The organism is Arcobacter sp. ISO1 (assembly GCF_058105185.1).
In genome coordinates, this window is the sequence record NZ_CM176573.1 from 2,217,367 (window position 1) to 2,231,088 (window position 13,722).

The following is a 13,722-nucleotide window of genomic DNA, read 5'->3' on the forward strand; positions in this document are numbered from 1 at the left end:
TATTCCATTCTTAATTTTAGGATGGAATAACACTATGAAAGAATATATACTTTTAATTGATACTTTTGATGCAAAAGGGCTTGTTTACAATGTCTCAAAAATTCTTTTTGCAAACAATTTAAATATAGAACAAAATGCTGAATATGTTGATAAAGAAACTAACAAATTTTTTATGAGAACAGTTATCTCTGGTGAATTAAATGAAAATATTTTACTCAAAGAACTAACAGAGGTTTTACCAAAAGAATCTACAGTAAAACTAAACAAAAAATCAAAGAAAAACATTGTAATTTTAGCTACAAAAGAATCTCATGTTTTAGGTGACTTATTAATTAGATATATTGATGGTGAACTTGATGCTAATATTCAAGCAGTTATTGCAAACCATGATTATCTTCAAGATTTAGTTGAAAAATTCAATATACCTTTTCATTGTATAAGTGCTGAAGATATAACAAGAGAAGACCATGAAGATATGGTTATTGAAAAAATTAATGAATATAACCCAGAATTAATAGTTTTAGCTAAATATATGAGAATTTTAACTCCAAAATTTATTGAAACTTACCCTAAAAAAGTTTTAAATATTCACCACTCTTTCTTGCCAGCTTTTATTGGAGCCAATCCATATAAGCAAGCACACCATAGAGGTGTAAAGATTATTGGTGCAACAGCTCACTATGTAACTGATGACTTAGATGAAGGTCCAATTATTTTTCAAGATGTAGTTAGAGTTGACCATACTTACTCTTGGCAAGATATGAGAAGAGCAGGTAGAAATGTTGAAAAAGTTGTTTTATCAAATGCTTTACAACTTCTTTTAGAAGATAAAGTATTTGTATATGGAAATAAAACGGTAGTCTTATAATGTTTAATTTAGTACTTCATGAACCAAGAATCCCTGGAAACGTTGGGACTATAGGAAGATTAGCTTTTGCACTTGACTGTACACTTCATTTAATCAAACCCTATGGATTTGGTGAGATTACAGAAAAAGAGGTTAGACGAGCTGGACTTGATTATTGGTTTGATTTAGATGTTAGAGAATATGAAAATATTGAAGATTTTTGGGAAAAGAATCCATTGACCAATAGACATTTCTTTGCAACTACAAAAACAAAAAAAGTTTATTTTGATATGGAATATAAAGCTGGAGATTTTTTCTATTTTGGAAGAGAAGATGCAGGACTTCCTGAGTCAATAATGGATAAAAATAAAGAAGGACATATTACAATTCCAATGACAAATGATGCAAGAAGTTTAAATATTGCAAACTCTGTATCAATTGTTGCATATGAAGCTTTAAGGCAAAATTTTAAAGAGTTTAACTAACTATTAGTATAAACTCTTTTTAGCTTTTTTCATTAGCTTTTTTATAGCTTTTAATTTTTTATTTAAGATTGCTTTTTCTTCTAGTCTTTCCTCTTTTTTTATTTTCTTTTCTAATTTCTTTCTTTTTTCTAAAAGTTTTTTCATCAAATCATCGATTTCACTTTTATTTTCTTTTATCTCATTTTTATTCCATGTAAAGATATTATCAAAGTTTTCAAATAGTTCATTAATCTTCATTTTCCATCTCTCCTAGCTTTCTTAAACTTTCATCTTTTATTAATATAATATTAGCAATTCTTAGCAAGTTTGTACAAATATTATAAGTTGTAGTTGAATCATTTATCAATGAAGTTGCCATTTTTGAAGTAATTTTTTCACTTCTAATAAGTTCATCAAGTTGATTGTTTATTGAAGTATTATATGTTTCATTTTTGTCTTTTTGTTCTTGAATTAATATAGAAGTTTCTAATTCATCACTATTGGAATCTTTTATGTTATTTACTAAAAGAATAGTTAAAGCCAATTGTTTTTTTATCTCAAGGTATTCTTTTTTTATATACTCATTTTTACTATTTAAATAAAAGTTCATATTCTTCTGTATATCTCTTGTATCTTTTAATATTTTCACAATTATATTTGAAGCAAGTTTCAATTGGGCTACATATTCATTTTGTTCCTTATTCATGTTTTGTTGAGAAAGTAATGTAAATTCAATAATTTCACTATAAAGAAGCTTTAAATTGTTTTGATAAAATGAATCTAAATCAGTATCTATTTTCTTAACTTCAGAATTTATAATTCTATTAATATCATTTTCTGTTTTTAGTTCACTTGAATGAATAGAAATAGCATGAAGTATTGCTTTTTGGGCATTTTCATATAAATGAATAAGCTCTTTTTGAATTGAAACCATTGCATTGTATGGTATTTTGATATTTGCTTTATCAAGATAGATTGGTTTTGAAGGTTTTTTATATTTTTCGTCACTTATGAATTTTTTTGAAAGATTTACAATTATTTGTATAAATGGAAAAAGAATTATTATCCCTAAAAGGTTAAATATAGTATGAAATAATGCAAGTTTCATAGTATAATCTTCTCCTCCTATCCCTATATAAATAGATAAAAAATCTACTAAATCTTTTAATTTATATATCAATAGAACTGCAATTAATCCTGTTGAAATATTAAATACAAAGTGTCCAAATGCAAGACGTTTACCATTTTGATTGGAAGTTAGTGAACCAAGAATAGCTGTAACAGTTGTACCTATATTTGCTCCTATTGCAAGGGCTAGGGCATCTATATATAAAATATTACCCCCTGCAAGTGCTGTAATTATAATTGCCATTGTTGCACTACTAGATTGAATAATTACAGTTGAAATAGCTCCAATAGCAATATAAATAAAAACTCCTAAGTATCCATCTACAGAGTATTTTGCCAAGTCAATTGAAGCGCTTAGAGTATCAAATCCCTCTTTCATATAAGAGATTCCTAAAAAGATAAAACCTAAACCTAATAAAATATTTCCTAATCCAACATAAGTATTGGATTTAGAAAATCTAAAAATTACACCAAAGATAATCATTGGCATTGCGTATATTGCTATTTTTAACTTTAATCCAAAGGCCGAAACAATCCACGCTGTTGTAGTACTTCCTAAATTTGCACCAAAAACTATTGCCATTGCTTTAGCCAGAGAAATTAATTCAACAGACAAAAATGAGATTACTATTACAGATATTAAAGAAGAGCTTTGTACAATTGATGTTGTTATAAAACCTGTGAGAATAGATGTATATGAAGTGGATGTGAATTTTTTTAAGACTTTTTCTAATGTTCCCCCTGAAAAAAGTTTAAAGCCATCCTCCATAAAGTGCATTCCAATTAGAAAAACTGCAATCCCAGCTAAAATTATTTTTATATTATCTTCGGATATAACATAAAATGCTGTGATTATTAGTACAAAAAATATTAAAATTCTTTTTATCATCTCTTTCCCTATATTTTATTACTTTTTATACTAATGATAAATAAATAAAGTAAAAAATCAACTTAAACCACAAATTAATAATATTTTAACTTAGTAACAATATAATAAAATAAATACTTTTGGGAGAATCCTTGTATAAAATACTTGTTTTAGAAGATGATGAATTATTTCTCGAAACACTTGAAGATTTCTTAGAAGATGAAGGTTTTGAAATAAAAACTGCATCAAATGGCGAAGAAGTTTTAAGTATTACATATGAAAATAATTTTGATTTATACCTTTTTGATATCAATGTTCCGATAATAGATGGAATTAGTTTATTAAAAGAGTTAAGAAACTCTGGCGATAATACACCTGCAATTTACCTGACTTCATATAAAGATAAAGAGAAGTTAACTCAAGGCTTTTTAACTGGTTGTGATGATTATTTAAAAAAACCAATTGATCTTGATGAACTTCTTCTTAGGATTCAATCTTTATTAAAAAGAAGCGGTAAAGCATTTGAAGATATAAAATTAACTGAAGATTTAATTTTTGATCCAATGAATAGAAGAGTTTTATCCAATGGTACTGATATTAATATTGCAGGCAAGGTAATTGATTTGCTGGAACTATTTTTAGAACAAAAAGAAAAAATTATTACTAAAGATATGATTATTGATAGACTTTGGGGTTGTTCAGAAGGTTATAGTGAAGGTTCAATTAGAGTTTATATTAACAACATAAAAAAACTTCTTGGAAAAGATTCAATTAAAAATATAAAAGGTATTGGATATAAAATTGAATTATAAAAAAAGAAACTTTTTAATCACTAATTCAATAATAGTTGTATTTGTCTTACTTTTATCATTGCTTTTAAACTTTTATTTAAACTCATATATTGGTTTTAATCAAGACACATTTATGCTTATTACCTTAACGGTATTATTTTTTGGTTTAGGTTTATATCTTTTATTAAGTAAATCAATTTTTGAACCACTTTTTAAAAGTGATGAAAACCTACAAAAGACAGTAAAACAGACATTACATGAACTAAACATCCCTGTTTCAACAATTAATTTGAATACTCAAATGTTAGAGAAAAAAATTACAGATGAAAAAGCCTTAAAAAGATTAAGTAGAATAAAAAAAGCCTCAAATGAATTATTAAGACTTTATGAGGATATGGAATATCAAATAAAAAAAGAGATTGATAAGGTTGATGTTTCTACTTTTAATTTAAAAGAGATTACTTTTAAAAGTTTAGATAAGTTTGAAGATTTAAAAAAAGATATAAAAATCGAAGTTGAAATTGAAGATTGTCAATTAAAAACTGATTTAAATGGTTTTTCTAAAATGCTTGATAATCTTATCTCAAATGCTTTAAAATATAATCTTGAAGAAAATGGTTTAATACAAATTACATATAGTAATAATCTTTTATCTATTTATAACACAGGAAAAGAGATTGATACAAAGAATTTATTTATCATTTTTGATAAATTTTTTCAAGAAGATTCTTCTAAACATGGATTTGGATTAGGACTTTCTATGGTAAAAGAGTTTTGTGACAAAAATAAAATTGCCATAAAAATTGAGCCATTAAGCAATGGAAATAAATTTATTCTAAACTTTAAAAACATCATAAACTAATAATTAACTTAAATACTTAAAAAAAATATAAGACTTAGCAAAAGATTAACACTTAATTAACAGACTCTAATTAATATTACAACAATAAATCTCCCATCTAAATAAAGTTTGGCGACCTAGATAGATGGAAGATAGTGAATTAACACCACTTCTATTATACTGAAATATTCTTTCATATTTTAAAGTGGTAATTAAAATATGGAGAAAAAATGCCTAAAGTAAGAATATCTATGAGTCTAGTAGCTTCATTAGTATTGATTAATAGTTTGAATGCTGTTGAACTAGAGTCTATAAGTGTTGTATCCTCAACAATTGACGATAAATATGAAGAAAAGCTGAATAGTTCATCTAACACTTTTATTATTGATAATAAACAAATAGAAAAAATTGATCCAACTAATGTTGAAGATATTTTGAATACGATTCCTGGAATTACTGCCTCAAATGTGGGTAATGATAAAGTGAAAATACATATCAGAGGTATTGATAATCAAATGTATATGGGTGAAAGACCTGGTGTTGCAATTGTTATTGATGGTGTACCTGTTCAAGAAACTACTGGAAAGGCAAATCTTGATTTAGACAATATTGAATCAATAAAAGTTATTAAAGGTAGTGCTAGTTATCTTTATGGGAATGATGCAATTTCTGGTGCTATAGTAATTACAACAAAAAGACCAAAAGGTCTTAGTGAATCAAAACTTGAAACTGAATTAGGTAGTTTTGGATTTAACAGATTTTTAATTGGAACGAATCAAAGTTTTGATGATAGTTCACTTCAACTACAAGCTACATATAGAGATACAGATGGTTATTGGGATGAAGCATACTTAAATCACAAGTCAGTTAATGGAAAATATCAATATTATTTAAATGATAATAGCGACTTAACATTTGGACTTGATTATACAAAAAGAAAATCTGGAGATGGAACTAGTGTTCATGGGATTGATGCAGCTATAAATGATCCTAAAAGTTTTAATGAGGTATCTTATTCTGGATATTATGATACAACATTAATTAAAACATTTTTAACTTATTCAAATGATATTGATGATACTTCAAATTTTATGGCAACTGTTTCTAGATATCAAGATGATACAAAAAATAGATCATCTAGAGATAGTACTGATACTTTTCATTTAAAAAATAATGATGAAAAATGGATTCAAAATACATTTAAATCAGAATATAGAAAATCTTTTGGAAGTATAGCTGCAATGGTGGGTATAAATTTAGAAAAAAACTCACAGGATAATGAATCTGTACAAAGGGTTACCTATGGATCGCCATGGACAGGAATTACTACTGCAGGGACTCTTTTATCAGATAGTAATACAGATGAAAATATTGCAGCTGTTTATTTAGAACTACAGTCAAAATTAACAGAAAAACTTAATATTGTAGGGAATTATAGATACGATCACTTGACATATGATTATAAGAATCATATGGATAGTTCTTTAAATGTAGATCCAAGCTATAATGAAAGTTCATTTAATCTAGGTCTAAATTATAACTTTGCTGATGAGCATTATTTATATACTAGTTACTCAAGTGGTTTTAGAGCACCTACTGCTGGTCAAATTAGTGGAAATCTAAGTATCTTACAAGATGATCCAAGTCTTGATATTCCAACAGAATTAGATAGTGAAAAAACGTACAATTATGAGATTGGAATAAAAGGTAGATTTAACAATACAAACTATGATTTATCAATTTATCAATTAGATAGAGTTGATTATATAGGTAAAAAAGCTGGAAGTTATTTATGGTCAACAGATGATGATGAATATTTAGCAATAGATAATGTTGGAGATATGAGAAGTAGGGGTATTGAATTAGCAGTTAATACTAAAGTAAATGATGCCTTTTCATACAATATTGCATATACGTATTTAATGGCTAAATTAATAGATTATTCAATTAATCCAAATGATGGTGGCGCACCTGAAATTGAGTTAGATGGTAATATTGTACCTAGAACTTCAAAACACACAATAAATATTGGATTAGATTGGAATGTTAATCAAAAGTTCGTATTATCTCCAGAAATAACTGCTAAAAGTAGTTATTATGCTGATGAAGCTAACTTATACAAACAATCAGGTTATGCAGTGGTTAATTTAAGAAGTAAATATAAAATCTCTAATAATTTAGAATTATTTGGAAAAATTACAAATTTATTTAATAAAAACTATTATCAATTTGTAAATGTATCTTATGGAAAAGATATGAACGATGCAACAATAAGAGTTGCTCCTCCAAGAGCATTTTATGCAGGCCTTAGATATAAATTTTAATAAAGAAAAAAGATAGTGGAAAGTTTAACTTTTTTCTCACTTTTTTTAATAGGATTATCATATGGAGCTACTGCATGCATGTTTTCATGTATGCCTTTTTTAGCTCCACTTTTAATATCCAATTCTACAAAAAGTGTTTCATCTTTAAAAGTAGTATTGCCATTTAGTGTAGGAAGAGTAGTTACTTATATTTTTATATCTTTAATTGCTTCTTCTAGTTCATTATTTATAAAATCAATTCTTAATGATAACACTATTTTTCAATTGATTTTAGGAAGTTTTACTATTCTTATTGGACTAGGATTGCTTTATACAACATTAATTGTAGATGCAAGATGCAAATCAAAAGTATCAACTTCTAAAAAGCCAAAGGGAACTCTAGGAATTTTTGGGATAGGGGCATTAGTTTCTTTAAATCCATGTGTTCCAGTCTTAACTTTGATTACAATAAGTGCAAACACTACAACATATTTATTTTCATTTTTAAATGGTCTTTTATTTGGCTTAGGTGCCGTGTTAGTTCCTTTTATTTTTTATACATTAATTGTTGGAAGAATATTTCAAGGATTAATAGAACAATTTAAGGTATACACAAAGTATATTCAGATTTTTGCTTCGCTATTACTGATTTTTGTTGGTTCAATGGTTGTTGCTGGAAAAATTTCATTATAAGGTATATAGATGATAGATTTTATCAAACGTGATAAAAATGATATTTATGGTAAACCAATATTAGGTTTTTTATTTAAAAATAAGAGTTTTTTATTAATTCTTAGATTAACTGTTACAGCACTATTTTTTTATGCTATTTATTTTGGATTTGTTCATCCTAGTAGAGATAATATATTTACTGGTGCTTTTTTTTGGGGTCTTTTTTGGGCTTTATTTATGGTTGTTACTTTACCTTCTTTTGGAAGAATTTTTTGTGGCGTTTGTCCCCATGGTTTTATGGGAAAATATATTACAAAATTAGGTTTAAAAAAGAAGATGCCAAAATGGATGCAAAATAGATATATCGGCATTTTTATTTTAGTAATTGGTTGGTGGGGAGTTTATTACACTTTTGATGGTTTTTGGAAGTCTCCTTTTAATACAGCTTTGATGTTTTCAGTGCTAACACTACTTTCTTTTATAGTGTATTATATTTATAAAGAAATGAGTTATTGTAAATACATTTGTCCTATTGGAACACTTACAAGGGCATATGATAAATTATCTTTTACAAAATTAGAAACATATACAGACCATTGTAAAGATTGTAAAACTTTTGAGTGTGCAAGTGCATGTGAGTATAATCTAAAACCTTTTACTTTTGCTAAAAAAAATCAAACAGATGATTGTACTTTATGTATGGATTGTGCGACTTCTTGTGAAGCTGTAAAATTTAAGTTTACTAAATCTGCCGAACAGTTAGGCTCTAAGCTAAAGCTTTTAAATGCAGAAATTTGGACATATATTTTAATTCTTGCGTCTATTCCTGTATCTATGGGATTTGCCCATGGTTTAAATAGAAGCAATATTGCTGATGAATTTATTTGGAATAGAACAGCAGAGTTTTTTAATCTTTCAGAATATGCAGGTGGTTTTGCTTTTATTTATGCTGTTATATTTACAGTCTTCTTTTCATTTTTAGGACTTTTTTTAGCTTCAAAGGTTTTGAAAAAAGAATTTAATTCAATTTTTACAAGTCTTGGTGTTGCACTAATACCACTTTTTATTTTTGCATCTTTAGGACATACTTTAGAGATGTTTTTTATTAAAGATTATGAAAAAATTGTTGAAGGTTTTGCTCAAGGTTTTGGAATGAGTATTAATGTTGAATCATTAGCTAAAAGGGGTGATGCATGGCTTCATTACTTTAAGTTGTTTAAATGGATTGGTATTATTTGGGCATTTATTATTCTTTACAAAAGAATAAAACTTATTGATAGCACAAAGTTAAGAAAGCTATTTGGATTTTTCTTTGCTTCATCAGCAATTTTATTTTATATTGGACTTAATATTTATACTGGATACGTATTTTCAAAATATGGAGCAAAACAAAGAGGAGGGCACTCACATGGTTCTTCTTCATCGGGGAAAATGTTTCAAAGTGTTCCTTTTAAAAAGGCAACTTTGGTTCAAGAAGGGAAAGATAAAACTAGCGGTGTTGTTTGTGGTATGAATTTACCTATGTTTTATAAAACAAATCATAGTGCTACACTTGATGGAAAACCAAGACAATATTGTTCTATTCACTGTTTAACTGAAGATTTAAAGATTAAAAAACTAGCTTTAAAAGATATAAAAGTAGTCGATGTAACTACTTTAAAGTTTATTGATGCAAAAAGTGCTCTTTATGTAGTTGGAAGTAGACAAAAAGGTACTATGTCAAGGGTTAGTAAATATGCCTTTGCAAACAAAAAAGATGCCTTCGTTTTTAGTAAAAAATATGGTGGTGAAGTTGTTGATTTCCAAAAAGCTATGGAAAAAGCTATGGAAGATTTTAAACCAAAAAAATCTTGGGGTAAAAAAGCTTCTATAAATCCAAAGCAAGAGTTTTACTTGTCTCTAACAGATCCAACTGCAAAAAAGAAATCATATGGTGGACATATGCATGGTGGTGGAGGTAAGCCATCAGCAAAAAAAGTTATCCCAACAAAAAAATTATATTTAGCCTATGAAAACAGAGGTAAAAAATCTCTTTATCCTACAAAAAATATTAATTTTTTTGTATTTGATAAAAATCAAACTCTAAAATCAATTATTGAAGAAAAATCAAGGGGTAAAAAAGTTTATAGGTTTGAAGTTCCTGACAATGGATATTATAATATCTTTGCAATTGAAAAAACAAAAGTTAATGATAAATCATATTATAAGGTTGCAAAGTTAGAGCATCTACAAGGTAAGCATGGAAGTGATGATATTTACACTAAAGAAATAAAAAAAGAGTTAAATCAAAATGTATCAAAAATAGATTTAATTAGAATAAAAAGTGAAGATGAAGATAGTTTTTTCCATAGGCTTAGTATGGGAGATACTTTAACTTTCAAAGCTTTATTTAATGGTGAGCCATTAAAAGATGCTACATTAAAAATAAAACTACAAAGTGGTTGGATAAAAAGTTTTAAAACCGATGAAAGTGGAATAACAAAAATAACTCTTGTAAGAGATTATTTTCCAAATTGGGAGGAGTATAATAAAAGATTTAAGCAGGAGTTAATGCTAACTTTAGAGCATGAAGTTGAAAATGAAAAATATATTTTAACTTATCCAGCATACTATTATCCAAATAAAAATGATTATGAATCTTACTCATTTGCTTTGACAATTTTAATTTTAACAATGATATTAGCAGGATTTATAATATATAGATTTAGAAAAAATCGTACACTTCCTTTTAAAGAGCCAAGATATGTTGAGTAGGTTAAAAAAAACAGTTTACAATGTAAATCTAATAAGATTTAGAAATATTATTCAAATATTTACTTTTGTTTTATTTATTTATGGTGGTTATTTTGCAATAGATTTTGGTTCAAAATTACCTATTTTTGCATGTCCTTATAATGATACAACTGCTGGAGCTTGTTATTTAATCCCTTTGCAGCATCAATTATCAATGCCAACTCAAGTATTGCTTGGTGGTGCTTCAATTGGAGTAATTAGTGGAATTCTTGTTTTTTTATTTTGGTTTATTTTTTTAAATAAGGCTTGGTGTGGATATGTTTGTCCTTTTGGAACACTACAAGATTGGATGACAAAACTTAGAAAATCAATTGGTATTAGGTATTCAAGCTATTCACAAAATCAATTTGAAAAATTATCAAAAATAAAATATATATTTTTGTTTATAGTTTTAGTTTTTCCTTTACTTATGGGTGTGGGCTTAATGGGTTCACAATGGTCAGCAGCTTTTTGTAAAATATGTCCAGCAAGAATAATTACACCTATGTTTAGTGGCGATTTTTCCCAATGGGTAATTGACTTTTCAAGTAAAACAGCAATACTTTTAACATCATTAGGGGTTTTTTTTGCTGGATTATTTTTTGTTGGAAGTTTTATTAAAAAAAGATTTTTTTGCTTCTTCTGTCCTATGAGTGCTTTACATTATATCTTTTCAAAAATCTCAATTGTACAGTTTAGAAAAGATGGTAGTAAATGTACTAGATGTGGTGATTGTTATACTGTTTGTGATATGCAAATAAAAGATATTGCAGATAATGTAACAGATACAAATATATTAAGGGATGATTGTATTTTATGCCTAAAATGTGTTGCTGCATGTCCTGAAGATGATGTTTTACACTTTGATATTTTAAATATAAAAGCTTTTACGTCTACAAAAGAAGGTTTTGAAAAAAGAATGGGTATTGCCAATATAAAGGAAAGTAATGACAAGTAAATTAAAACATGAAATTGAATCTCCACTTGAAAAACAAAATAGACACAAGGCAATGGAAGCAATAAAAATTATAAATACTCTAAAAGATGATTTTAAAAACCCTATTAAAGCTATGGATTATTTTTATAAGTTATTCGAAGATGTATTTTGTAAACAAAAGTCAATTCATGAAGGAAAATTAAAAGTAGGCACCATGTGTATTCAAATTCCAAGTGAGATTATATATGCTTTAGATGCTGTTCCTATTAGATTATGCAATGGTTTCTACACCGATGATGAGATAGGAAGTGATTACATGCCACAAAAATCTTGCCCTTTGGTACGTGCAACAGTAGGACATTTTGCTTCTGGGAATTTTTCTGATAAACCTCATTTAATATATTCTCCAACAACTTGTGACCAAAAAACAAAAGCGGGAGTTACAATAGAAAGCTTTGGTTATGATGTTGTAGATGTTGATTTCCCTAGAGTTAAAGAGAGTGAAATCAGTAGAGAATATTTTAGAAGAAGTATTAGAGAATTTGCAATTGATTTATCAAAACGAACTGGTAAAAAGCTAAATAAAAAGAGTTTAAAACAAAGTATTGCAAAGATTGGTTATTCACAATCTCTTTATCATAAACTTTGTGAATATAGAAAAAAGAAAAATATTGTAATAAGTGGAAATGATATGTTTTTTGTTACAAATGCTTTCTTTTTTGACAAAATTGATTCATGGATTAATACCGTTGAAAATCTTTTGAAAGAGTGTAAACAAAGAGAAGACGAAAATCTTTTTGTTAATGGAAAAATTAGTCCAAGAATAGTTTATACAGGCTCACCTCCTATTTTTCCAAATTATAAAGTTCCAATAGTAATTGAAGAGTCAGATGGGATAATTGTTGCAGATGAGACTTGTAGTTCAAATAGAATGTTTAATGATAGAGTTGCCGTTGATGAGTGGTTTGTTAATGATATGCTTGATTCTATGGCTGATAAGTATTTAAAAGCTTGTACATGTCCAATATTTACAAAAAATGATGACAGAATAAGACGTATTATAGACTTAGTTAAAACATATAGTGCAGATGGTGTTGTATATCAAGCATTTGCTGGTTGTACTGTTTATGAAGCTGAGCAAAGAAGTGTTTTAGAAGCTATGGAAAAAGAGGGTATTCCTATTTTATATATCGAAAGTGATTACAGTCCAAGTCAAGGTGGTCAATTAACAACAAGAATTGAAGCCTTTATAGAGTCTTTAAAAACAAGAAAAAGGGTAAAAAAGTGAAATATTTTGTAGGGATTGACATAGGTTCAACATCAATAAAAATTTCTATAATTGATGAAAATAAAAATTTAATAGGTTCAAAAACTAGTGCTAGTGGAAGTATGTTTTATAAATATGCTCAAGAAACTTTAGAGCTTTTAATAAAAGAACTTGAAATATCATATGAAGATGTTGTTTATACTGTTTCTACTGGTTATGGAAGAAAACTTTATAAAGAAGCAGATGAAAATATTAGTGAGATAACAGCAAATGCAATAGGAGCTAGAGCTGCAGGGAAAGAGTATGGAGAGATAAAAACTATTATAAATATTGGTGGACAAGATAGTAAAGCAATCTCTTTGGATAATGATGGAAATGTTACAAATTTTGCTATGAATGATAGATGTGCTGCTGGAACAGGAAAGTTTTTAGATGTAGTAGCCTTAAAGCTTGAAATTGATGTTGATAAACTTGGTCAAATGCACTTCAAAGCAAAAGGTACACCCTTAAGTGTAAGTAGTACATGTGCGGTTTTTGCAGAAAGTGAAATTATTGGACTACTTGGAAATAATCATAGTGTTGAAGATATTGTATGTGGGGTTCATTACTCTATTGCCAAAAGGATTGTTAAATTAGTAAAAAGAGTTGGTGTAAAAGAGGGTGTTTATTTTGATGGAGGTCCTGCTTTAAATGAAGGTTTAGTAAACGCAATAGAAAATGAATTAGGAAAAAGAATTTTTATTCCAAAACATCCACAAATTACAACTTCATATGGGGCTGCAATAATGGGAGTAGATTCTTACTTTTATTCAGAGTAATTAACTCAAAATTA

At 27.5% G+C, this 13,722-nt stretch carries 12 protein-coding genes; 10 read left to right on the forward strand and 2 right to left on the reverse strand.

Going from position 1 to position 13,722, the window contains the following annotated elements:
- Positions 1-34: 34 nt before the first annotated feature.
- Both purU and AC2TY9_RS11030 read left to right on the forward strand, forming a co-directional pair.
- Complete coding sequence (gene purU, locus AC2TY9_RS11025) at positions 35-868, forward strand: formyltetrahydrofolate deformylase (protein ID WP_489777512.1); 834 nt, start codon at positions 35-37, stop codon at positions 866-868.
- Positions 868-1,332, forward strand: coding sequence for a tRNA (cytidine(34)-2'-O)-methyltransferase (locus AC2TY9_RS11030; protein WP_489777513.1), 465 nt, complete (start codon positions 868-870; stop codon positions 1,330-1,332). The genes purU and AC2TY9_RS11030 overlap by 1 nt, the downstream gene beginning before the upstream one ends.
- A gap of 3 nt (positions 1,333-1,335) precedes the next feature.
- On the opposite strand, the gene AC2TY9_RS11035 is transcribed toward AC2TY9_RS11030, so the two are convergent.
- Together AC2TY9_RS11035 and AC2TY9_RS11040 are read right to left on the reverse strand one after the other, a co-directional pair.
- On the reverse strand, positions 1,336-1,569 hold the full coding sequence (locus tag AC2TY9_RS11035) for a hypothetical protein (RefSeq protein ID WP_489777514.1): 234 nt from the start codon (positions 1,567-1,569) through the stop codon (positions 1,336-1,338).
- Positions 1,559-3,328, reverse strand: a complete 1,770-nt coding sequence (locus tag AC2TY9_RS11040; RefSeq protein ID WP_489777515.1) for a Na/Pi cotransporter family protein — start codon at positions 3,326-3,328, stop codon at positions 1,559-1,561. Before AC2TY9_RS11040 ends, AC2TY9_RS11035 begins: the two co-directional genes overlap by 11 nt.
- 131 nt (positions 3,329-3,459) lie before the next feature.
- Here AC2TY9_RS11040 and AC2TY9_RS11045 point away from each other — a divergent pair, with 131 nt between their 5' ends.
- The 8 genes from AC2TY9_RS11045 (at position 3,460) to AC2TY9_RS11080 (ending at position 13,708) form a co-directional block, all read left to right on the forward strand.
- Positions 3,460-4,119 carry a response regulator transcription factor gene (locus AC2TY9_RS11045; RefSeq protein WP_489777516.1) on the forward strand — a complete coding sequence of 220 codons (660 nt, stop codon included), beginning with the start codon at positions 3,460-3,462 and terminating at the stop codon, positions 4,117-4,119.
- The gene (locus AC2TY9_RS11050; RefSeq protein ID WP_489777517.1) at positions 4,109-4,960 is read left to right on the forward strand and encodes a sensor histidine kinase; all 852 of its coding nucleotides are present in this window, start codon (positions 4,109-4,111) and stop codon (positions 4,958-4,960) included. The genes AC2TY9_RS11045 and AC2TY9_RS11050 overlap by 11 nt, the downstream gene beginning before the upstream one ends.
- Before the next feature lie 209 nt (positions 4,961-5,169).
- Positions 5,170-7,263, forward strand: a complete 2,094-nt coding sequence (locus AC2TY9_RS11055) for a TonB-dependent receptor (RefSeq protein WP_489777518.1) — start codon at positions 5,170-5,172, stop codon at positions 7,261-7,263.
- Positions 7,264-7,278: 15 nt separating this feature from the next.
- Entirely contained in the window at positions 7,279-7,935 is a 657-nt protein-coding gene (locus AC2TY9_RS11060) for an urease accessory protein UreH domain-containing protein (protein WP_489777519.1), read from the forward strand.
- Between the two features lie 9 nt (positions 7,936-7,944).
- Positions 7,945-10,668 (forward strand): nitrous oxide reductase accessory protein NosL, encoded by a 2,724-nt coding sequence (locus AC2TY9_RS11065; RefSeq protein WP_489777520.1) that lies wholly within the window; start codon positions 7,945-7,947, stop codon positions 10,666-10,668.
- Positions 10,658-11,644 (forward strand): 4Fe-4S binding protein, encoded by a 987-nt coding sequence (locus AC2TY9_RS11070; RefSeq protein ID WP_489777521.1) that lies wholly within the window; start codon positions 10,658-10,660, stop codon positions 11,642-11,644. The genes AC2TY9_RS11065 and AC2TY9_RS11070 overlap by 11 nt, the downstream gene beginning before the upstream one ends.
- The gene (locus AC2TY9_RS11075; RefSeq protein WP_489777522.1) at positions 11,634-12,911 is read left to right on the forward strand and encodes a 2-hydroxyacyl-CoA dehydratase subunit D; all 1,278 of its coding nucleotides are present in this window, start codon (positions 11,634-11,636) and stop codon (positions 12,909-12,911) included. Before AC2TY9_RS11070 ends, AC2TY9_RS11075 begins: the two co-directional genes overlap by 11 nt.
- Positions 12,908-13,708, forward strand: a complete 801-nt coding sequence (locus AC2TY9_RS11080) for an acyl-CoA dehydratase activase (protein ID WP_489777523.1) — start codon at positions 12,908-12,910, stop codon at positions 13,706-13,708. Before AC2TY9_RS11075 ends, AC2TY9_RS11080 begins: the two co-directional genes overlap by 4 nt.
- Positions 13,709-13,722: the final 14 nt, after the last annotated feature.

What these genes read in the sequence shown, in the direction of transcription:
- purU (WP_489777512.1), top strand. Translation starts at nt 35, where the DNA reads ATGAAAGAATATATACTTTTAATTGATACTTTTGATGCAAAAGGGCTT.
- AC2TY9_RS11030 (WP_489777513.1), top strand. Translation starts at nt 868, where the DNA reads ATGTTTAATTTAGTACTTCATGAACCAAGAATCCCTGGAAACGTTGGG.
- AC2TY9_RS11035 (WP_489777514.1), bottom strand. Translation starts at nt 1,569, where the DNA reads ATGAAGATTAATGAACTATTTGAAAACTTTGATAATATCTTTACATGG.
- AC2TY9_RS11040 (WP_489777515.1), bottom strand. Translation starts at nt 3,328, where the DNA reads ATGATAAAAAGAATTTTAATATTTTTTGTACTAATAATCACAGCATTT.
- AC2TY9_RS11055 (WP_489777518.1), top strand. Translation starts at nt 5,170, where the DNA reads ATGCCTAAAGTAAGAATATCTATGAGTCTAGTAGCTTCATTAGTATTG.
- AC2TY9_RS11065 (WP_489777520.1), top strand. Translation starts at nt 7,945, where the DNA reads ATGATAGATTTTATCAAACGTGATAAAAATGATATTTATGGTAAACCA.
- AC2TY9_RS11070 (WP_489777521.1), top strand. Translation starts at nt 10,658, where the DNA reads ATGTTGAGTAGGTTAAAAAAAACAGTTTACAATGTAAATCTAATAAGA.
- AC2TY9_RS11075 (WP_489777522.1), top strand. Translation starts at nt 11,634, where the DNA reads ATGACAAGTAAATTAAAACATGAAATTGAATCTCCACTTGAAAAACAA.